This is a genomic window from Amycolatopsis suaedae (genome assembly GCF_004214935.1).
GTDB lineage: Bacteria > Actinomycetota > Actinomycetes > Mycobacteriales > Pseudonocardiaceae > Amycolatopsis > Amycolatopsis suaedae.
The window spans coordinates 159,829-180,011 of record NZ_SFCC01000007.1 but is presented as its reverse complement, the minus strand read 5'-3'; the positions used below and the strand labels follow the sequence as shown (position 1 = coordinate 180,011).

16 protein-coding genes are annotated in these 20,183 nt (G+C 71.9%); 8 read left to right on the top strand and 8 right to left on the bottom strand.

The window, feature by feature from the left end:
* Nucleotides 1-19: 19 nt before the first annotated feature.
* From EWH70_RS15340 to EWH70_RS15330, 3 genes are read right to left on the bottom strand one after another with little or no spacing between them, the layout of a single operon-like run.
* Nucleotides 20-1,567 carry a GMC family oxidoreductase gene (locus EWH70_RS15340; RefSeq protein WP_130476066.1) on the bottom strand — a complete coding sequence of 516 codons (1,548 nt, stop codon included), beginning with the start codon at nt 1,565-1,567 and terminating at the stop codon, nt 20-22.
* Entirely contained in the window at nt 1,564-3,075 is a 1,512-nt protein-coding gene (locus EWH70_RS15335) for an APC family permease (protein WP_130476065.1), read from the bottom strand. The genes EWH70_RS15340 and EWH70_RS15335 overlap by 4 nt, the downstream gene beginning before the upstream one ends.
* 16 nt (nt 3,076-3,091) lie before the next feature.
* The gene (locus EWH70_RS15330; protein ID WP_130476064.1) at nt 3,092-4,570 is read right to left on the bottom strand and encodes an aldehyde dehydrogenase family protein; all 1,479 of its coding nucleotides are present in this window, start codon (nt 4,568-4,570) and stop codon (nt 3,092-3,094) included.
* Between the two features lie 194 nt (nt 4,571-4,764).
* On the opposite strand from EWH70_RS15330, the gene dxs reads away from it, so the two are divergent.
* On the top strand, nt 4,765-6,687 hold the full coding sequence (gene dxs / locus EWH70_RS15325; RefSeq protein ID WP_130476063.1) for a 1-deoxy-D-xylulose-5-phosphate synthase: 1,923 nt from the start codon (nt 4,765-4,767) through the stop codon (nt 6,685-6,687).
* A gap of 602 nt (nt 6,688-7,289) precedes the next feature.
* Here the strand turns inward: dxs and EWH70_RS15320 are convergent.
* Nucleotides 7,290-7,694 (bottom strand): winged helix-turn-helix transcriptional regulator, encoded by a 405-nt coding sequence (locus tag EWH70_RS15320; protein ID WP_205669133.1) that lies wholly within the window; start codon nt 7,692-7,694, stop codon nt 7,290-7,292.
* 101 nt (nt 7,695-7,795) lie between these two features.
* Between EWH70_RS15320 and EWH70_RS15315 the strand changes: the two genes are divergently transcribed.
* Together EWH70_RS15315 and EWH70_RS15310 are read left to right on the top strand one after the other, a co-directional pair.
* Nucleotides 7,796-8,389: an NAD(P)-dependent oxidoreductase gene (locus EWH70_RS15315; protein ID WP_130476061.1), complete on the top strand. Its 594-nt coding sequence runs from the start codon at nt 7,796-7,798 to the stop codon at nt 8,387-8,389.
* A 13-nt stretch (nt 8,390-8,402) separates the two neighbouring features.
* Nucleotides 8,403-9,218, top strand: a complete 816-nt coding sequence (locus tag EWH70_RS15310; RefSeq protein WP_130476060.1) for an NAD(P)H-binding protein — start codon at nt 8,403-8,405, stop codon at nt 9,216-9,218.
* Here the strand turns inward: EWH70_RS15310 and ilvA are convergent.
* Nucleotides 9,202-10,434 (bottom strand): threonine ammonia-lyase IlvA, encoded by a 1,233-nt coding sequence (ilvA, locus tag EWH70_RS15305; RefSeq protein WP_205669132.1) that lies wholly within the window; start codon nt 10,432-10,434, stop codon nt 9,202-9,204. The two genes, EWH70_RS15310 and ilvA, sit on opposite strands and share 17 nt — an antisense overlap.
* 202 nt (nt 10,435-10,636) lie before the next feature.
* On the opposite strand from ilvA, the gene EWH70_RS15300 reads away from it, so the two are divergent.
* Nucleotides 10,637-11,056 carry a YciI family protein gene (locus EWH70_RS15300; protein ID WP_130476058.1) on the top strand — a complete coding sequence of 140 codons (420 nt, stop codon included), beginning with the start codon at nt 10,637-10,639 and terminating at the stop codon, nt 11,054-11,056.
* A gap of 243 nt (nt 11,057-11,299) precedes the next feature.
* Nucleotides 11,300-12,724: a DHA2 family efflux MFS transporter permease subunit gene (locus EWH70_RS15295; RefSeq protein WP_130476057.1), complete on the top strand. Its 1,425-nt coding sequence runs from the start codon at nt 11,300-11,302 to the stop codon at nt 12,722-12,724.
* On the opposite strand, the gene EWH70_RS15290 is transcribed toward EWH70_RS15295, so the two are convergent.
* Entirely contained in the window at nt 12,700-13,914 is a 1,215-nt protein-coding gene (locus EWH70_RS15290; protein WP_130476056.1) for a glycosyltransferase, read from the bottom strand. The two genes, EWH70_RS15295 and EWH70_RS15290, sit on opposite strands and share 25 nt — an antisense overlap.
* Before the next feature lie 91 nt (nt 13,915-14,005).
* On the opposite strand from EWH70_RS15290, the gene EWH70_RS15285 reads away from it, so the two are divergent.
* Together EWH70_RS15285 and EWH70_RS15280 are read left to right on the top strand one after the other, a co-directional pair.
* Nucleotides 14,006-14,467, top strand: coding sequence for a MarR family winged helix-turn-helix transcriptional regulator (locus EWH70_RS15285; protein ID WP_130476055.1), 462 nt, complete (start codon nt 14,006-14,008; stop codon nt 14,465-14,467).
* A 9-nt stretch (nt 14,468-14,476) separates the two neighbouring features.
* Nucleotides 14,477-14,893, top strand: a complete 417-nt coding sequence (locus EWH70_RS15280; protein ID WP_130476054.1) for an SAM-dependent methyltransferase — start codon at nt 14,477-14,479, stop codon at nt 14,891-14,893.
* Here EWH70_RS15280 and EWH70_RS15275 read toward each other — a convergent pair.
* Together EWH70_RS15275 and EWH70_RS15270 are read right to left on the bottom strand one after the other, a co-directional pair.
* Nucleotides 14,874-16,382 (bottom strand): MFS transporter, encoded by a 1,509-nt coding sequence (locus EWH70_RS15275; RefSeq protein ID WP_130476053.1) that lies wholly within the window; start codon nt 16,380-16,382, stop codon nt 14,874-14,876. The genes EWH70_RS15280 and EWH70_RS15275 overlap by 20 nt on opposite strands.
* The gene (locus EWH70_RS15270) at nt 16,379-16,975 is read right to left on the bottom strand and encodes an NADPH-dependent FMN reductase (RefSeq protein ID WP_130476052.1); all 597 of its coding nucleotides are present in this window, start codon (nt 16,973-16,975) and stop codon (nt 16,379-16,381) included. Before EWH70_RS15270 ends, EWH70_RS15275 begins: the two co-directional genes overlap by 4 nt.
* Before the next feature lie 80 nt (nt 16,976-17,055).
* Here EWH70_RS15270 and EWH70_RS15265 point away from each other — a divergent pair, with 80 nt between their 5' ends.
* Complete coding sequence (locus EWH70_RS15265; RefSeq protein WP_130476051.1) at nt 17,056-20,181, top strand: AfsR/SARP family transcriptional regulator; 3,126 nt, start codon at nt 17,056-17,058, stop codon at nt 20,179-20,181.
* Nucleotides 20,182-20,183: the final 2 nt, after the last annotated feature.

Sequence of the window (20,183 nt, the reverse complement as noted above, 5' to 3'; positions counted from 1 at the left end):
GGAGTCCGGGAACGGGCGCTCAGGCGTCCTCGGCCAGCATGTCGGCGCACTTCTCGCCGATGGCCATCGTGGTGATGCACGGGTTGACCGCCACCAGGAACGGCATGGCCGACCCGTCGGCCACCCGCAGCCCCTGCACGCCCCGCACGCGCAGCCGGGCGTCCAGCGGCGCCATCGGGTCGCCGTCCGCGCCCATCCGCACGGTGCACGACGGGTGGTACACCGTGTTGTGCGTCTTGCGCAGGTAGTCGGCGATCTCGTCGTCGCTGCGCGCGTCCGGGCCGGGCGCCAGTTCCGCACCGGCCCACTCCTTCATCGCCTCCTGGGCGACGATCTCGCGGGCCAGCCGGATGCCGTAGGTCATCACGCGCATGTCGTGCGGGTCGGTGAAGTACCGCGGGTCGACCTTGGGCTTGTCCCGGAAGTCCCTGGTCCGCAGCCGGACCGTGCCGGTCGACCGGCTCCGCGTGACGTTGGGGGTCAGGCAGAAGCCGTTCTCGGTCGTCGGGTAGCCGTGCCGCAGCGTGTTCAGGTCGAACGGCACCGAGCCGTAGTGGAACATCAGGTCCGGCCGGTCCAGGCCCTCCTCGGTGGTGGTGAAGATGCCGATCTCCCACCACTGCGTCGAGTCGGTCACCATCGGCTTGGCCGCTTCCCACTGGATGAGGCCCTCCGGGTGATCCTGGAGGTTGGCGCCGACGCCGGGGGAGTCGACCAGCACGTCGACGCCCACCTCGCGCAGGTGCTCGGCCGGGCCGATGCCGGACAGCATCAGCAGCTTCGGCGAGTCGATCGCACCCGCGCTGAGCACGACCTCCCGCCGGGCGCGGATCTGCGTGCTGTGCAACAGATCCTCGGTCTGCACCTCGACGCCGGTGCACCGCGTTCCTTCGAACGTCATGCGCTTGGCCCGCACGCCGGTACGGATCTCCAGGTTGGGCCTGCTGCCCATGATCGGGTGCAGGTAGGACACCGAGGCCGACGACCGCACGCCGTCCTCACGCGCGTTGATCTGGAACCAGTTTGCCCCGTGGGTGACGGTCTTGCCGGAGTTGAACTGCACGCGGGGAATGCCGGCCTGCTCACACGCCTCCAGCAGCGCGACGCCCGCCGGGTCGCGGGGCGGCACCGAGCGGATGGTCACCGGGCCGGACCGGCCGTGGTGGTCACCTTCGCCGTCGTTGGTCTCCAGCCGCTGGTAGAGCGGGAAGACGTCGGCCGCGGACCAGCCGGGCAGGCCCATCGCCGCCCACTCGTCGAGGTCCTCGGCCGGTGCCCAGAACGCGATGCACGAGTTGTGCGACGAGCAGCCGCCGAGCACCTTGGCCCTGGCGTGGCGCAGGAACGAGTTGCCGGACTCCTGCGGCTCCACCAGGTAGTCCCAGTCGTAGCCGGACTCCAGCAGCGCCATCCACCGGTTCAGCTCCAGGATTGCCGGATCGTCCACATCGGACGGACCGGCTTCCAGGAGGCACACGGTGACATCCGGGTTCTCCGACAGTCTCGCCGCGACGACCGATCCGGCCGTACCGCCACCGACGACGACGTAGTCGAATTCCTGGGTCACTGCGTCTCCTCCTTGGTCTGTGGCACTTCCAGTGCGTGGTCGGCCAGCGTGCCGGTCTTGTGCCGCTGGATGAACCAGTAGTAGCCGAACCCGATCACGGCGACGGCGCCGACGAACAGCACCGCGCCCCACTCCAGGTACCAGTGGTACGGCTCGGTCGCGTTGTAGACCTCACGCCGCGGCCAGGCGAGGTTGACCACCATCGCGCCGCCCCACAGCACGCCGATGATGTTGACCGGCAGCCCGAACTTTCCCAGCGAGAAGTACTTCTGGCCCGGCTGCTTCGGCGGCGGCCACTGCCCGCGCAGCCGCTTGACCAGCATCGGCACGGTGACCAGCAGGTAGGCCAGGTAGATCATGATGATGCCGATGCTGGTGATCACCGTGAAGATCTGCGGCTGGTTGATGTTGACCACCAGGATGACCACCGCCAGCACACCGGTCACCAGCGCCGGGATCACCGGGGTCTTGTGCTTCGGGTCCACCTTGGCCAGGCGCTTGCCGGCGGGCAGGTTGTTGTCCCGCGCCATGGCGAACATCATCCGGATCGCGGCCGACTGCACGGCCAGGTTGCACACGGTCACCGCGATGACGACCGTCCACAGGAACACGGTCCCGACCGTGGTGCCCAGTGCGTCGAGCACGATGAACTGCAGTCCGCCGGTGGCGATCTCCGGGTTGTTGATGTCACCGACGGCCATCAGCGCGAACAGCAGGATCAGCCCGCCGAGCACGAACGACGCGATCAGCGCACGCAGGATGGCGCGCGGGGCGTTGCGCCGCGGGTCGTGCGACTCCTCGCCGAGCGAGCTGGCCGTGTCGAAGCCGTACATGACGTAGGTCGAGGCCAGCGCGGCGACCAGGAACGCGCCCAGGTAACCGGTCGAGTGCCCGGCACCGGTGTCCTGCGTCTCCAGGACCACCTGCGGGCCGCGGACGATGTTGACCGCGAGCAGCACGATCAGCAGTACCGCCGCGATCAGCTCGATGAACACGCCCGCGCTGTTGATCCGCGCCATCAGCTTGACGCCCCAGGCGTTGACGGCCGTGGTGAACACGATCAACGCGGTGCCGAGAATCACCGCGTTGACGGCGGGGTGCTCGACGAACTGGAAGAAGTCCGAGATCTTCGGCAGCGTGATCTGGTAGGCCAGCGCGACGGACGCGATCGTCACGATCGACGCCGTCAGCATCATCCACCCGGCCAGCCACGCGACGTGCGGGTTGCCCAGCCGCTTCGACCAGTTGTAGATCGACCCGGCGACCGGGTAGTGGGCAGCCAGCTCGGCGAACGACAGCGCCACCATCAGCTGGCCGACGAACACCATCGGCCAGGACCACCAGTAGGCGGGCCCGCCGAGGCTGAAGCCGAAGTAGAACAGCTGGAAGGTGCCGGTGAGGATCGAGATGTAGCTGATCCCGGCGGCGAAGGTGTGGAAGTTGCCGAGTGTGCGTTCCAGCTCCTGCTTGTAACCGAACCCGGCGAGCCCGTCGTCGGTCTGCGTCACGTGCACCGTCCCTTGGTCAGCTGTCGGAGTGGGAGAACCAGTACTGCGGTCCGGGATCGATGTTCTGGTAGATGTGCTTGGCCTCCTGGTATTCGGCGAGGCCCGTCGGGCCCAGTTCCCTGCCGAAGCCGGACTGCTTCATCCCGCCCCACTCGGCCTGCGGCAGGTAGGGGTGGTAGTCGTTGATCCAGATCGTGCCGTGCCGCAGCCGGTGCGCCACCCGCTGCGCCTTCGCGCCGTCGCTGGTGAACACGCCGCCGGCCAGGCCGTAGACGGTGTCGTTGGCGATGGCGACGGCCTCGTCCTCGTCGGTGAACGTCTCGACGGTCAGCACCGGGCCGAACGACTCCTCGGTCACCGCGACGCCGCCGCGGGTGACGTTGTCCAGGATGGTCGGCAGGTAGTAGTGGCCACCGGCGTAGGCCTCGCCCTCCGGGCGCCTGCCGCCGGTGCGCAGCACCGCGCCCTCGGCCAGCGAGTCGGCGACGTACTTCTCCACCTTCTCCAGGTGCGCGGCGGAGATCAGCGGGCCGGTCTCGGCGTCGGGGTCGAACGGACCGCCCAGCCGGATGCGCTCGGCCCGGCGGACCAGCTCGTCGACGAAGCGGTCGTGCAGTTCCTTCTGCACGATGAGCCGGGCACCTGCCGAGCAGACCTGCCCAGAGTGCAGGAACACCGCGGTCAGGGCGTAGTCGACGGCGGTCTCGAAGTCGGCGTCGGCGAACACCACGTTGGGATTCTTGCCGCCCAGCTCCAGTGCCACCTTCTTCACCGTGGCGGCGGCCGACGCGGCGATGATCCGCCCGGTGGCCAGCCCGCCGGTGAACGACACCAGGTCGACGTCGGGGTGATCGGACAGCGGCGCGCCTGCTTCCGGGCCCGCGCCGAGGACGAGGTTGGCCACGCCGTCCGGAACGCCCGCCTCCATCAGCACGCGCATCAGCAGGATGGACGTGTGCGGGGTCAGCTCGCTGGGCTTGAGGACGAACGTGTTGCCAGCCGCCAGCGCGGGGGCGACCTTCCACGCCGTCTGCAGCAGCGGGTAGTTCCACGGCGTGATCAGCCCGCAGACGCCGACCGGCTCGTACACGATCCTGCTGATCGCGCCGGGAATGCCGGTGTCGACGACGCGGCCGCTGTCCTGGCCGGCCAGCTTGCCGAAGTAGCGGAAGCAGCGGGCGATGTCGTCGAGGTCGTACTCGCTTTCCACCAGCCGTTTGCCGGTGTCCAGCGACTCGGCCCGCGCGAAGATCGCCTTGTCCCGCACCAGCAGGTCGGCGACGCGGAGCAGCACGTCCCCGCGTTCCCAGATCGGGGTGGACGGCCACGGGCCGTTGTCGAACGCGTCGCGCGCCGCGGCGATGGCGGCCTCGGTGTCCTCCCTGGTTCCCTCCGAGACCTCCGCCACGAGGGAGCCGTTCGCCGGGCAGCGGATCTCTCTCGTACCGCCCTGTGCCGCCGCGACCCACTGACCACCGATGAAGAAGTCCGCCATCTGCCCTCTCTCATATGCCGCGGCACTCGTGCGAGTGGGGATCCTACGCCGTTCGGGGGGCCATGCCAGCCGACGAACGTGGCCCGGCTCACCGTGTGTGTGGCCACTGCCGACCGCGCGGGGGATTCGCGTCCCGAACGCCTCCGTAGACTGGTCGGAACGAAGACGTGCCCGAGCGACTGGCGAGGTGGAGCGTGACGTTGCTGGACTCCGTGAACGGACCGGAGGACCTGAAGCGAATGGAGCACGGTGAGCTGGAGACCCTGGCTGCCGAGATCCGTGAGTTCCTCGTCGAGAAGGTCTGCCGGGCCGGCGGCCACCTGGGGCCCAACCTCGGCGTGGTGGAGCTGACGCTGGCACTGCACCGGGTGTTCGACTCGCCACGCGACGCGATCGTCTGGGACGTCGGGCACCAGGCCTACGTCCACAAGATCGTCACCGGCCGCCACGGCGGGTTCGACGGGCTGCGCCAGCTCGGCGGCCTCACCGGCTATCCGTCGCGTGAGGAGAGTGAGCACGACCACGTCGAGAACAGCCACGCGTCCGCCGCTCTGTCCTATGTGGACGGTATGGCGAAGGCGTTCGAGCTGGACGGTGGCGGACGTCACGCGGTGGCCGTCGTCGGCGACGGCGCGCTGACCGGCGGGATGTGCTGGGAGGCGCTGAACAACATCGCCGCGGCCGCGCACCGGCCGGTGGTGATCGTCGTCAACGACAACGGCCGGTCCTACTCGCCGACCATCGGCGGGCTGGCCGATCACCTGGCGTCGCTGCGGCTGCGGCCCGGCTACGAGAAGGTGCTGGACGCGGGCCGGGACCTGCTGCGTGCCACGCCCGTGGTCGGCAAGCCGATCTACGCCCTGCTGCACGCCGCCAAGGCGGGCATCAAGGACGCCATCGCGCCGCAGCGGATGTTCGCCGACCTGGGGCTGAAGTACGTCGGCCCGGTCGACGGCCACGACCTGGCCGCGCTGGAGCGCGCGCTGCACAGCGCGAAGGAGTTCGGCGGCTCGGTGATCGTGCACGCCGTGACCGAGAAGGGGCACGGTCACGAGCCCGCGGTCAACGAGGTGAACGACCAGATGCACCAGACCGACCCGCTGGACCCGGAGACCGGGCTGCCGCCGGTGAAGGGGCCGAGCTGGACCGGCGTGTTCGCCGAGGAACTGGTCAAGATCGGCACCGAGCGGCCGGACGTCGTGGCGGTCACCGCGGCGATGCTGCGCTCGACCGGCCTGCACAAGTTCGCCGACAACTTCCCCGAGCGCTGGTTCGACGTCGGGATCGCCGAGCAGCACGCGGTGACCTCGGCCGCCGGGCTGGCGATGGCGGGCAAGCACCCGGTGGTGGCCATCTACTCGACGTTCCTCAACCGGGCGTTCGACCAGGTGCTGATGGACGTGGCACTGCACCGGCAGGCCGTGACGTTCGTGCTGGACCGGGCCGGGATCACCGGGCCGGACGGCGCCAGCCACCACGGCATGTGGGACCTGTCGCTGCTGGGCATGGTCCCCGGCATGCGGGTCGCGGCGCCCCGGGACGCGGTCACGCTGCGCGAGGAACTCAGGGAGGCCGTCGACATCGCCGACGGGCCGAGCGCACTGCGGTTCTCCCGTGGCGGCGTGGTCGAGTCGGTGCCCGCGCTGGACCGGATCGGCACGGTCGACGTGCTGCGCAGGCCGGCCCAGGGATCGGACACCGACGTGCTGCTGGTGGCCGTCGGCGCGTTCGCGCGGCTGGGGCTCGCCGCCGCCGACCGGCTGGCCGACCAGGGCATCGGCGTCACCGTGGTGGACCCGAGGTGGGTGCTGCCGGTGCCGGCCGACCTGGTGGCGCTGGCCGAGTCGCACCGGCTCGTGGTGACCGTGGAGGACAGCGGCAGGCACGGCGGGTTCGGCTCGGCGCTGGCGGCCACGTTCCGCGACGCCGACTGCGCGGTGCCGGTGCGTGACCTGGCGGTGCCGCAGGAGTTCCACCAGCACGGCACCCGGGACGAGGTGCTGGCCGGGATCGGCCTGACCGCGCAGGACGTGTCCAGGCAGATCACCGAGTGGGCCGCCAAGCTCGGGCCCCGCACCCAGCCCTCCGGACCCCGCGTCCTGCGCTCCGGCACCTGAGCCTGGCTGTTCCGTTCCGCTCAAAGCACGTGAAGGCCACCTTCATTACGTGTGACGTCAGGGCCCCGGCAAGTCCAGGTAGGGCGGTGGTCTCGTTGGCGGTGCCGACGAGACCACCGCCCTGCCATGGAGGGCGTTCACGGCCTCGGACGCCTACCCACTCCGTCCTCACCGGTCACATCAGCACCGGGCACCACACCCGTCCCCGCAGTCACCAGGACGAGACCATCGCGCGTCAGGCACAGGCACGTGAAGGCCACCTTCATTACGTCTGACGTGGTGAAGGTGGCCTTCACGTGCTTTGAGCCTGGCTGGCGTCTCGCTATCTGGAACTGCCATGCCGAACGGTGGGAGCAGGCGGGCGGGAACGGACAACTCGCGGGTCCGGAACGGACGATTCGCGCCCAGAACGTACGACTCGCGCGAACGGGGCCGTTCACACGGGTGACCCGCACAAGGTGAGAACCCGGTCCACATCATGAGTTCTGCGTTCGCGCACGCGAGTTCTGCGCTCCGGTCCGCGAGTTCTGCGTTCGAACGCACAGAGCCCGACTTTGCCGGGGCCCTGACGTGGTGAAGGGGGCCTTCACGTGCCTTGACGGTCAGGCGCCCCCGTCCTGAGTCGCGTCGTAGGAACGCTGTGCCGTGACGATGCGGTGGATGTGGGTCTCGGCCCAGTCGCTGATGATGGCGATCGGGTCGATCAGGGAGTGGCCCAGTTCGGTGAGCGTGTAGTCGACCCTGGGCGGGACCTCGGCGAACACCTCGCGGGTGATCAGGCCGTTGCGTTCCATCCGCCGCAGTGTCTGGGTGAGCACCTTGGGCGCGACGCTGCCGATCCGCGCACGCAGCTCGCTGAAGCGCATCGTGCCGTCGCTGAGCAGCAGCACGACCAGCACCGTCCACTTGTCGCCGATCTGGTCGAGCACGAGCCGGGTCGGGCAGTCCGGGTTGAACAGGTCGCCCTCGGCGGCCTGCCCGCGCTTGCCGCGGAGCCGGTCGAGCATTCTCGGCGCCATAGTAACCATGAGGTACTTATAGCACGTTGAAGTACTCGGTTACCAATGGATACCTTCGCGTTCACCTCGACGAGAAGGGAACACGAGACATGAGGATCGCGGTCTACGGAGCAACCGGCATGATCGGCAGCAGGGTGGTGGCCGAGGCGAAGGCACGCGGCCACGAGGTCACTGGCATCAGCCGCTCCGGCGGCGACGGCATCCGGCGCGGCGACGCGGGTGACGCCGGGTTCGCCAAGCAGGTCGCCGGGGAGGTCGACGTGGTCGTGTCGGCGATCGGGCCGAGCCGCACCGGGGCGCCGCGGCGGGACTACCTGACCCAGCTGCGCACCCTGGCCGAGACACTCGGCGACGCCCGGCTGCTCGTCATCGGCGGGGCCGGGTCGCTGCTGGTCGGCGGCACGCGCCTGGTCGACCTCCCGGACTTCCCCGAGGAGTACAAGGCGGAGGCACTCGTCGCCGCGGAAGCGCTCGACTACGTCCGCGGGCTCGGCGACGAGGTCGACTGGACCTTCGTGTCCCCGGCTCCGCTGATCCAGCCCGGCGAGCGCACCGGCCGGTACACACTGGGCACCGACTCGCCCGCGGGCGACTCCGTGTCCGCCGAGGACTTCGCGGTCGCCCTGCTCGACGAGATCGAGAAGCCGGCACACGTGCGCAGCCGGTTCACGCTCGCCAGCTGACAGGATGGGCGACATGACGATCCTGGTCACCGGAGCCACCGCCAACATCGGCCGCAAGGTCGTCGACCAGCTGCTGGCCGGTGGTGCGACCGACGTCCGCGCGCTGACCACCGACCCGGCCAGGGCGGCGCTGCCCGCCGGCGTCGACGTCGCGCGCGGCTACCTGCGGCGGCTCGAGACGCTGCCGGCCGCGATGGCCGGTGTGGACCGGCTGTACCTCGCCCCGACCCCGGACACGGTCACCGGCGTGCTGGCGATCGCCCGCGACGCCGGGGTGCGGTACGTCGTCGACCTGTCCGGCGAGCCGGAGAGCTGGTGGGGCAGCGTCAACGACGCGGTCGAGGCCAGCGGGATGGAGTGGACGCACCTGTGGCCGGGCGACTTCATGGAGAACACCTTCATGTGGGCCGGCCAGATCCGCAGGACCGGGGGCGTGCGCGAGCCCTACCCGGCGGCGGCGAGCGCACCGATCGCGATGGACGACATCGCCGCGGTGGCCGCCACCGCCCTGCTGGGCGATGGGCACGCCGGGAAGTCGTACTCCCTGGCCGGGCCGCAGATCCTGACCAGGGCCGAACTGCTGGAGCAGATCGGCAACGCGCTCGGCCGCGACCTCGACTTCGTCCAGGCGTCCAGGGCGGAGACCATCGAGGCGCTCGCGCCGGAGATGGGTGAGACGGCCGAGTGGTACGTCGACAACGTCCTGGAGAGCTACACCGAGCGGCCGGACGCTCCTACCGGCTCCGTCGAGCGGATCACCGGGCGGCCGGCGACGACATTCGCCGAGTGGGTGTCCCGGCACACGGCGGAGTTCACACCAGGAACGTGAACAGCGGGCTGTCCGGCGACACCGGCTCGATCCGGTGCGGCGTGGCCTCCATGCGCTTGAGCATGGACTCCAGGTTCTCCGGGGCACCCAGTTCGATGCCGACCAGCGCGGGACCGGTCTCCCGGTTGTTGCGCTTGACGTACTCGAACCGGGTGATGTCGTCGTCCGGGCCCAGCACGTCGTCGAGGAACTGCCGCAGTGCTCCCGGCTCCTGCGGGAACTCCACCAGGAAGTAGTGCTTGCGGCCCTCGAACACCAGTGCCCGCTCGACGATCTCGGCGTACCGGCTGACGTCGTTGTTCCCGCCGGAGAGCAGGCACACGACGGTCGCGCCGGGCTCCAGCTCCAGCTCGGGGCCCAGCGCGGCCGGGGCGAGCGCGCCGGCAGGCTCGCTGATGATGCCGTCGGACTGGTAGAGGTCGAGCATCTCGACGCAGATCCGGCCCTCCGGAACGGTGACCAGCCGGGGCCGGTGCCCGGCCACGATCGCGTGCGTGTGCACGCCGACCTGACGCACGGCGGCGCCGTCCACGAACGGGTCGAGGTCGTCGACCGGGACGGGCGTGCCGTGCTCGAGTGCCAGCGTCATGCTGGCCGCGCCCAGCGGTTCGGCGCCGATCACCGTGGTGCCGGACTCGCCGAGCCAGGTGAGCGTCCCGGCCAGCAGGCCGCCACCCCCGACCGGGACGACGAGGGCGTCCGGCAGGCGGCCGAGCTGCTCGACGACCTCGCGGACCACGGTGCCCTGCCCGGCGATGGTGCGCGGGTCGTCGAACGCCGGGATCAGCGTGGTCCCGGTGGCCGCGGCGTGCTCCCGCGCCGCGGTCGCCGCGTCGTCGTAGGTGTCGCCGTGCATGATCACCTCGACCTGGCTGCCGCCGAGACCGGCGACCCGCTCCCGCTTCTGCCGGGGTGTGGTCCGCGGCAGGTACACCCGCGCCCGCACGCCCAGCGTGGCGCAGGCGAACGCCACGCCCTGCGCGTGGTTGCCCGCGCTGGCGCACACCAGCCCCCGTTCGCGCTGGGCAGGGGAGAGCTGGCTGACGAAGTTGAGCGCGCCCCGCACCTTGTAGGACCGGACGGGGGTGAGGTCCTCCCGCTTGAGCCACACGTCGAGGCCGTGCCGCTGGGACAGCCGCTCGCTGCGGTGCAGCGGGGTCGGGGACAGCGCGCCGGCGATTCGCCCGGCCGCGGCCTCGACGTCGCGGGCACGCACACGGGCGGAATCTGAACTTGCCGACACGGTGCCGACCTCCTGTTCGTCGTGGTCAGGGCCATGGTCCACCCCGCGTTCGCGGGCCGGACGGGCGGGTCGCGAAAAAAGTTTGGAAGTCGTGTCGATCCGCGGTGGTGGCCGTTCGACCTAGGCGCGTTGGAGGGCCCCGGAGCGGGGCCCCGGACCACTGAAGGAGACGACCATGAAGTACATGCTGATCTTCCGGGCCACCGACGAGGCCTTCCAGACCATGGGCGAGATCGACTTCGACACGATGCTGGAGACCGTCGGCAAGTACAACGAGGAGCTGATCCGGGCAGGCGTGCTGGTGGCCGCCGAGGGGCTGGCCGACGCGTCGGAGGGCGTCGTGGTGGATCACTCGTCGGAGACGCCGATCGTGACCGACGGCCCGTACGGCGAGACCAAGGAGCTGTTCGGCGGCTTCTACATCCTGAATGTGACCTCCAAGGAGGAGGCCGTCGAGTGGGCGCGGCGGATGCCGATGTCCGGGCCCGGTTTCAAGACCGAGATCCGCAGGGTGACCACGATCGACGAGTTTCCTCAGGACAACGAGTGGGTCCAGAAGGAGCGTGCCTGGCGCGAGTCCACCGGCCAGCTGTGAGCCACGGGGTGCGGGAGGGCGCCGTCGGTGTGACGGTGCTCTCCCGCGCCCGGCAGAAGTCCTGCTCACGGCGAAATCCGGAAGCAATTGTCGGACCCGGCTGACAGACTGGTCACAGCGGCGCGACCTTCCACGTCACGAGCCGCGACCGGACCAGTCGCTTCGGGGGAGCGGCGGAGGACTCAGAACATGCCGCGCCACTCTCCCCGGCGGGTGTGCAGGCAGACCAGGAGCTTCAGTTTGATGACCGAGACACAGACAGTCACGCCCGCGGACGAGAGTCGCGGGACCACACGCCCCACCCTGGTGATCGGCGTGCTGGTCCTCTCCGCGTTCGTGATGATCCTCAACGAGACGATCCTCAGCGTCGCCCTGCGCGACCTGTCGATCGACCTCGCCGTTCCCACCACCACCGTGCAGTGGCTGACCAGCGGGTTCCTGCTGACCATGGCGGTCGTGATCCCGACCACCGGGTTCCTGCTCGAACGCTTCACGCCGCGTCAGGTGTTCGTCGCGTCGCTGGTGGCGTTCAGCGCGGGCACGCTGATGGGCGCGGTCGCGCCCGGCTTCGGGCTGCTGATGGCGGGCCGGGTCGTCCAGGCCTGCGGTACGGCGGTCATGCTGCCGCTGGTGATGACCACGGTGATGCGGCTGGTGCCGGAGGAGAAGCGGGGCGCCACGATGGGAACCATCACCATCGTCATCGCCGTGGCCCCCGCCGTCGGGCCGACCATCGGCGGCGCGGTGCTGTCGTCGCTGGACTGGCGCTGGATGTTCTGGCTCGTGCTGCCGCTGGCCGTCGGCGCGCTGGTGACCGGGCTCCGGTTGCTGCGCCTGGACAGCGAGACCCGGCAGGTGCCGCTGGACCTGGTGTCCGTCGTGCTGTCGGCGATCGGGTTCGGTGGCCTGCTCTACGGGCTGTCGATCAGCGGTGAGGTGCAGGGACCGGTGGCGCCGTGGGTGCCGATCACGGCCGGTGTCGTCGCGCTGGCGGTGTTCATCACCCGGCAGCTGCGGCTGCAGCGCCGGGACGGGGCACTGCTCGACCTGCGCCCGTTCACCTACCGCAGCTTCGTCGTGTCGCTGGTGCTGTCCGGCCTGCTGTTCATGTGCCTGATCGGGGTGGGCGCGGTCATGCTGCCGCTGTACCTGCAGACCGTGCTGCAGACCAGCACGTTCGTCAGCGGCCTGGTGGTGCTGCCCGGCGGTCTGGTGCTCGGGCTGCTGGGCCGTCCCGTCGGCGCGTTGTACGACCGCCTCGGTGCCCGCACCCTGGTGATCCCGGGCGCGGCGGCGATGGCGACCGGGCTGTGGCTGTTCGCGACCCTCGGGCCGGGCACGCCGCTGGTCGTGGTCATCGCCTACCACGTCCTGTTCATGATCGGGCTCGGCCTGATGATGACCCCGCTGATGACCTCGGCGCTGGGTGGGCTGCCGGAGCGGCTGTACTCGCACGGCAGCGCCATCCTGGGAACCCTGCAGCAGGTCACCGGTGCGCTCGGCACGGCGTTGTTCGTCACCATCGCCGCCGCGGGTGCGGGCCACGCCGCGGCCCCGGACGCCGACGGGCTGCGGTTCGCGTTCGTCGTCGCCGGCTGCATCGGTGTCGCGGCGTTCGCCAGCACCCTGTTCATCCAGGGCCGTCAGCGGCCCGCCGAGGTGAAGTGATCCAGCAGGCCTGAGGCCGCCGTCCGCGTGCCGTCGTCACCCATCGCGGTGGCGACGGCACGCGCGCGTCCGGCCACGTCCGGTTCCAGCGCGAACGTGAGCGTGTCGGTCAGGGATTCCGCGGTGGGCGTGCCCGGCCGGTGCGCGGCCCCGATCCCGAGCTGGTTCACCCGCTCGGCCCAGTAGAACTGGTCGTACTGCTGGGGAATCACGACCTGAGTGGCCCCCGCGCGGGCCGCCGTGGTGGTGGTGCCCGCGCCGCCGTGGTGCACGACGGCGGCGACCCGGCGAAACAGCGCCTGGTGGTTGGCCTCGCCGACGAGGAAGCAGTCGTCCCCGTCGTCTGGCAGCGGCAGTTCGGCCCAGCCACTGGAGATGACCGACCGGCGGCCCAGCGCGCGTGCCGCGGTGACCATCGCCCTGCTGACCTCGCCGCCCGGACCCGCGTAACTGCCCAGTCCGAAGTAGACGGGTGGGTCCCCGGCGTCGAGGAAGGTGGCCAGGCCGGCCGGTAGCGGGCGGTCGTCGGGCAGGGTCCACGCGCCGGTCTGGAACACCGGAGTGTCGCCGGGCCACGGGCTCAGCGTGGGATCGGCGGCCAGCCAGGGCCGGCCGGTGAGCACGTGGCCGCGCACATCGTCGACGGCGGGCAGGCCGAGGCTGGCGCGGTGGTCGTTGAGTGCCGGGCCCCAGACGTCGTTCCATCGCTGGGCGTCCGCCGCCCACCGTCGCGCGTTGGTTCCGGTCTCGTCCCGTGGCCAGCCCGGCCACGGCGCCGGCGGGTGGTGTGGCGAGGGCAGGCTGGCCGGGCAGAACTCCGCGTGGACGTAGCCGATACCCAGCAGTTCGGCCACCGAGTGAGCCGCGACCTGGACGAGTCCGCAGCCGAGCAGGATGTCGCGGTCCTCGGCGGCGCCGGGCAGCGTGGCGAACTGGGTGGCGACGGCGTCCTCGGCGGCGTGCCGCCGCCCGTCCGGTGTGGACAGATCCCACCGGGGCGGGGTGCCCGGCGCCGGCCGGATCGACGGCCCGAGCGGTATCGCGGGGATGCCCATGCCGGCCAGCCAGGCGCGGAAGTTGGGCGGAGCACACACCAGCACGTCGTGGCCGAGCGCCCGCAGCCGGGAGGCCAGCGCGGCCACGGGCTGGAGTTCGCCGCGGGAGCCGATCGTCGACAGCAGGACACGCATTAGCTCTCCTCAAAATAGCTGCGTCACGCAGTAATTGCGCGACGCAGGTTACGTGGGTAGCGTGTGCGAGGCAAGCGAACGGAGGAGGACGATGGGTGCTCGTGAGGAGGCCGAGCGGGTGCTGGCCGCACTGCCGGACTGGGGACACGACACCACCCAGCTCAACGCCGAGGTCGCCAAGCGGATGGGGGTCACGCTCAGCGACATGGACTGCCTGCACGCGCTCAACCGGCACGGCCCGGCCACCGCGGCCGTGCTGGCCGGGCGCGTCGGGCTGACGTCGGGATCGGTGACCCGCATGATCGACCGGCTGGAGGCGGCAGGCTGTGTCCGGCGGGTCCGCGACCCCGGCGACCGGCGGCAGTCGCTGGTCGAGCCCACCGCCGGCGGGCTGGCCCGAGTCCAGGCCTTCTACGCCGGGCTGGCCGCCTGCACCCTCGACGACCTCGCCGACTTCACCGGCGACGAGCTGGCGGTGGTGCTGCGTTTCGTCGAGCGCCTCCGTGGCAACACCGCGGCCGAACTCGCCCGCCTGCGTGCGGCCCCGGCGTAGGCTGCGACGATGTCGCTCTCGCCCCGGCTGGCGGCGGTCGTGGACGCGCTGCCGCTGACGCCGCGTTCGCGTGTCCTGGAGATCGGCTGCGGCCCGGGTGCCGCGGCGCGGGCGGTCGCCGCCCGGCTGGTGGACGGGCACATCCTGGCGATCGACCGCTCCGCGACCGCGGTCGCGCAGGCACGGCGGGCGTGCGCGGCCGAGATCGCGGCCGGACGGCTGAGCGTGCGGCAGTCCAGCGCCGAGGACTTCCGGCTGGAGCCCGGCGAGGAGCCGTTCGACATCGTGTTCGCCGCCCGGGTCGGCGCCCTCGACGGACGGCACCCCGATGCGGGCCGGAAGGCCATGGCCCGCATCGCCGCGGCCATGGCCCCCGGTGGACGGCTGTTCGTCGACGGGCGCGAGGTCACCGTCCCCGAGCGGTGACCAGCACCAGCACGACGATCACCGCCGCCACCCCCGCGCTGAACAGCCCGGCGGCCGCGAACCCGTCGGTGAACGCGCCCTTGGCCGCCTCCACCAGCTGACCGGCCGTCCCCGGCGGCAGCGTGCCCGCCGCCGACATCGCGGCCGCGACCCCCTCGCCCGCCGCGGACGCGGCCTCCGCGGGCACCCCGGCGGGCATGCGGTCGGCCAGCCCGGCGGCGTACACCGCGGTGACCAGGCTGCCGACGGTGGCGACGCCGACCCCGACGCCCAGCTCGCCCGCCGTCTCCGACACCGCCGACGCCGAGCCTGCCCGCGCGGAGGGCACCGAGCTGACCACCAGATCGGTACCCAGCACCCCGACCGGGGCGACCCCGAACACCGCGGCGCCGACCAGTGCGAGCACGACCGGCAGTGCCGTGGTCAGGTCGGTCGTGGCCACCGCCACGCAGGCGGCGACGGCCAGCAGCCCGCTCGCGCTGAGGAACAGGCGAGGTCCGAGCAGCCGGGCCAGCTTCGGCGCCAGCAGCGACGCGAACACCGAGACCACGGCGATCGGCACCATCCACAGCCCGGCCTCCAGCGCCGTCGAGCCCCTGATCAGCTGCAGATACTGCGGCACGAGGTAGAACAGGCCGTTGACGGCCACCGTCCCGAGCAACATCAGCGACACGGCCGACACGAACGGCCTGCGGGTGAACAGCGAGATGTCCAGCATCGGGTCGCTCATCCGCCGCTGCCGCCGCACGAACACCACCCCGAGACCCAGCCCGGCGACGACCGCCACTGTGGGCAGGACCCCGGGGCTGTGCGCCACGGTCTCCTTGATGCCGTAGACCAGCGACAGCATCGTCGCCAGCGACAGCGCGACGCTGACCAGGTCGATCTTGCCGCGAGCCCCGGGTTCGACGTGCTCGGGCAGCAGTACCGGGCCCAGCGCGATCAGCAGCAGCATCACCGGGACGCCGAGCAGGAACACCGCGCCCCACCAGAAGTGCTGCAGCACCAGGCCGCCGATGACCGGCCCGACCGCGACACCGGCGGAGAACGTCGTCATCCACACCGCGATGGCGAACGAGCGCTGCCGCGGGTCGCGGAACATGGTGCTGATCAACGCGAGCGTGGACGGCATCAGCGTGGCACCGGCGACCCCGAGCACCGCACGCGCGGCGATGAGCAGCTCCGCGGTCGGCGCGAACGCCGCCAGCACCGACGCGGCCGCGAACGCCCCGCCGCCGATGAGCAGCAGCCTGCGCCGTCCGATCCGGTCGCCGAGCGAGCCCATGGTGAGCAGGAACCCGGCGATCAGGAACCCGTAGATGTCCAGGATCCACAGCTGCTGCGTGGCGCTGGGCGCCAGGTCGGCGGCGAGCTGCGGCGCGGCCAGGTACAGCACGCTGACGTCGAAGGCCAGCACCAGCAGCGGCAGGGTCAGCAGCGCCAGGCCGCACCATTCACGGGCGCCCGCGCGCGGGACCGTCTCCGTCATTCGTCCGCTCCCGCCCGGTACGGCCGCCGCGCCCGCTGCCTGCGCAGTGCGTCGCCCCACCAGGACAGCTCGTCGAGCAGGCCGGTGGCGGACCGTTCGTAGCGTTCGCGATCCTTGGGCCGGCCGTCCTCGCCGAACCGCTCGTGGAAGTTCGGGAACGTCACGCTGGTCCGCACCGAGACGGCGTGCAGCTCGTTGAACACACCCCGCAGATGCTCCACCGCGCGCAGCCCGCCCGCGATGCCGCCGTAGCTGACGTACCCGACGGGCTTGGCCTGCCACTCGTCGTAGAACCAGTCGATCGCGTTCTTCAGCGCGGCTGGGAAGCTGTGGTTGTACTCCGGGGTGACCACGACGAACGCGTCCGCCTCGGCCAGCCACGGCGACAGTTCCCGCACCGGGCCGGGCTGCTCGCCGGCGTCGTCGGCGGGCAGCACGTCGGGCAGCCAGGCCTCGGCGAGGTCGATCACGTCGGTCTTGAAGTCGGTGCGGGCCCTGGCCTGCCCGGCGAACCATTCGGCGACGGTGGGGCAGAACCGGCCGGCACGGGTGCTGCCGATGATCACCACGAGCCGCAGCGGGTCCTCGTTCATGGCGTCTCCTTTCCTCTGACCCCACCCTGCGACCGGCCACTTCGGATCCGGTTCGGGTTCGCTTCGGGTAGCTTCGGGTCGTGCGATTCGGGGTGCTGGGTGCCGTTCAGGTGCTGACCGACCGCGGCGAACCGGTGCGGGTTCCCGAGCTGAAGGTCCGCGCGCTGCTCGCGCACCTGCTGCTGGACGTGGGCCGGATCGTGTCCGCCGATCAGCTGATCGACCGGCTGTGGGGCGACCGGGCCCCCGCCGACCCGAGGGCCGCGTTGCAGGCGAAGGTGTCCCAGCTGCGCCGCGTGCTCGACGACGCCGAGCCGGGCGGCCGCGAGCTGGTCGTCTCCGACCCGCCCGGGTACCGGCTCGCCGTGCCGGCCACCGCGGTCGACTCGGGCCGGTTCGCCGCATTGCTGGACCGGGCACGGGCCGAACCCGACGCCGCTGCCCGTGCCGCGCTTCTCGACGACGCCCTGGAGCTGTGGCGGGGCCCGGCCTTCGCCGAGGTCGCCGACTCGCTCGCCGTGCAGCCGGTCGCCGCCGGGCTGCGCGACCAGTGGCTGCTCGCCGTCGAGGAACGTGCCGAGGCACTGCTGGACCTCGGCGAGCACGTGCTGCTCGCCGCGGAGCTGACGCAGGTGGCCGCCGAGCACCCGCTGCGGGAACGCCTGCGGGCCGCCCAGATGCGTGCGCTGTACCTGGCCGGGCGGCCGAACGAGGCGCTGGCCGTGTTCGACGAGCTGCGGACCCGGTTGCGGGACGAGCTGGGCACCGACCCCGGCCCGGAACTCGTCGAACTGCACGGCGCGGTACTGCGGCACACCCTGCGTCCCGCCGAGGCGCGGCCACCCGCGCGGCGTCCGCTGCCGGTGCCGGCCACCGAACTGGTCGGGCGGGACGCCGACACCCGGCGGATCCACGAGCTGCTGGAGTGCGGCAGGCTGGTCACCCTCGTCGGCATCGGCGGGGTGGGCAAGACGCGGCTGGCGCTGGCCGTGGCACACGAGCTGGAGGGCGTACGGTTCGTCGAGCTGGACGCACTGCCGCCGGACGCCGGCGGGGTGGCCGTCGCCGAGGCCGTCTGCCGGGCGTTCGACATGCGCAGTGCCGCGACGACCGGAACCCCCGGCCAGGCGCAGGAACTGCTCGACCAGCTCGCCGTCGCCGTGCGGACGGTTCGCGGTGTGCTGGTGCTGGACAACTGCGAACACGTGATCGCCGCGGCCGCGACGGTGGTCGCCCGCCTGCTGGCCGCCGCTCCCGGGCTGCGGGTGCTGGCCACCAGCAGGGAACCACTCGACGTCGGCGGCGAGGCGCTGCACGCGGTGGAGCCGCTGTCGCCGGACGCGGCGCTGCACCTGTTCGCCACCCGCGCGGCCGCCGCCGACCCCGGGTTCGTCCTCGACGAGCCGACCGCGCGGGCCATCTGCGACCGGCTGGACGGAATCCCGCTGGCGCTGGAACTGGCCGCCGCCCGCGTCCGCGGACTCGGCACCGCCGGGCTCGCCCAGCGGCTGGACGACCGGTTCGCCGTGCTGGCCGGGCGGCGCAGGGACGCCCCGTCCCGGCAGCGGACGTTGCGGGCGATGATCGACTGGAGCTGGGAGCTGCTCACCGGCGACGAACGCGCGGTGCTGCGGCGGCTGGCCGTCTTCGCCGGGGACTGCTCGCTGGACGCGGCCGAGGCCGTGTGTGCCGGTGCCGACGCCGACGTGCTGGACGCGCTGACCAGGCTGGTCGACCGGTCGCTGGTGATCCGTACGGCGTCCGGCCGGTACCGGATGCTGGAGTCGGTCGCGGCCTACGCGGGGGAGCGGCTGGCCGAGTCCGGCGAGCGGGACGCCGTGCGGCGCGCGCATCTGGCCCATTACCTGGAGCTGGCGGAGCTGGCCGAACCCCAGCTGCGCTGCCGCGAACAGCGGTTCTGGCTGGAGCGGCTGGACGCCGAGTCGGCCAACCTGCGGGCCGCACTGTCCACTGTGGAGGATGCGGACGACGGACTTCGCCTGGTGGACGCCCTGGCCTGGTACTGGTTCCTGCGGGGCAGGCCGGAGGAGGCGATCGCCGCGGCGGACACCGTGCTGGCCCTGCCGGGCGGCGACGCGGCGTCGCGGGCGGCGGTGCGCATCTGGCGGGCCGGGCTCATCCGGTGGTCCCGTGGGGAGGACGTGCCGGGCGTCGACGACGATCTGTCCGCTTTGGACGGTGAAACCGTCCGGCAGGCGCGGGCCCGGTGGTTTCTCGCGTTCACCCAGTGGGGTTTCGGCGACATCCGGCAGGCGACGGGCAGGTTGCGTACCGCGCTGCGGGCGTTCCGGGAGAGCGGTGACGCCTGGGGATGCGCTGCCGTGCTGGCGACCGAGGCGTCCTACGCCGCCGTGCGGGACGACCTCGCCGAAGCCAGGCGTGGTGCCCGGCGTGCCGAGGAACTGTTCGTCGAGCTGGGCGACCGGTGGGGCAGGCTGCAGACGCTGGACACCCTGGCCGGTGTCGCCGAGGTGACCGGCGACTACGAGCGGGCCGTCCAGTGGCACGCGACGGCCCTGCGGATCGCGGAGGACCTCGCCCTGTGGCCGGAGATCGCCGGGAAGCTGTCCGGGCTTGGCCGGGTCACCATGCTCACCGGCGACTTCGACGGCGCCGAGCGGCTGCACCTGCGGGCCCGCCGGATGGCGCAGGAGCAGGGCAACACGACGCTGGTCGGCTACGCGGAGTTCGGGCTGGCGCTCGTCGAGCGGCGCCGCGGCGACCTGGACGCCGCCGAGAAGCTGCTCGTTCCGTGGCTGGCAGGCGACGCGGCGTTCACCGCGCTGACGCCGCTGGCCGAACTCGGGTTCATCGCCGAGCTGCGTGGCGACGGCGAGCGGGCGCTGGAGCTGCACCGCGCCGGGTACGAGACCGCGCTGGCGAGCGGCGGCGGCCCGCGCACGGTGGCGCTGGCGCTGGAGGGGCTGGCCGGTGCGTGGTCGGCGCTGGGCTCGGCCGAGCGGGCCGCCCGCCTGCTGGGCGCGGCCGACGCCCTGCGCCGCGGCGTCGGCGCGCCGCTGCCTGCCGGGGAACGCCTCGACGTCGAGCGCATCGGCGAGCGGACCCGTGCCGCGCTCGGTGAGGAGCACTTCGTGGCCGCGTTCGCGGAGGGCGCCCGCGCCGAGGTGGCGGAGCTGGTCGCCGCATCCGGTGGCCCGGATGGCGTAGCCGCCCGGCCTCCGTAGGG

Bases quoted from the DNA above. Each gene is read 5' to 3' on its own strand.
- EWH70_RS15270 (WP_130476052.1), bottom strand. From the start codon at position 16,975: ATGAACGAGGACCCGCTGCGGCTCGTGGTGATCATCGGCAGCACCCGT.
- EWH70_RS15285 (WP_130476055.1), top strand. From the start codon at position 14,006: ATGGGTGCTCGTGAGGAGGCCGAGCGGGTGCTGGCCGCACTGCCGGAC.
- EWH70_RS15315 (WP_130476061.1), top strand. From the start codon at position 7,796: ATGAGGATCGCGGTCTACGGAGCAACCGGCATGATCGGCAGCAGGGTG.
- EWH70_RS15300 (WP_130476058.1), top strand. From the start codon at position 10,637: ATGAAGTACATGCTGATCTTCCGGGCCACCGACGAGGCCTTCCAGACC.
- EWH70_RS15320 (WP_205669133.1), bottom strand. From the start codon at position 7,694: ATGCTCGACCGGCTCCGCGGCAAGCGCGGGCAGGCCGCCGAGGGCGAC.
- EWH70_RS15330 (WP_130476064.1), bottom strand. From the start codon at position 4,570: ATGGCGGACTTCTTCATCGGTGGTCAGTGGGTCGCGGCGGCACAGGGC.
- EWH70_RS15310 (WP_130476060.1), top strand. From the start codon at position 8,403: ATGACGATCCTGGTCACCGGAGCCACCGCCAACATCGGCCGCAAGGTC.
- EWH70_RS15290 (WP_130476056.1), bottom strand. From the start codon at position 13,914: ATGCGTGTCCTGCTGTCGACGATCGGCTCCCGCGGCGAACTCCAGCCC.
- EWH70_RS15295 (WP_130476057.1), top strand. From the start codon at position 11,300: ATGACCGAGACACAGACAGTCACGCCCGCGGACGAGAGTCGCGGGACC.
- EWH70_RS15275 (WP_130476053.1), bottom strand. From the start codon at position 16,382: ATGACGGAGACGGTCCCGCGCGCGGGCGCCCGTGAATGGTGCGGCCTG.
- EWH70_RS15280 (WP_130476054.1), top strand. From the start codon at position 14,477: ATGTCGCTCTCGCCCCGGCTGGCGGCGGTCGTGGACGCGCTGCCGCTG.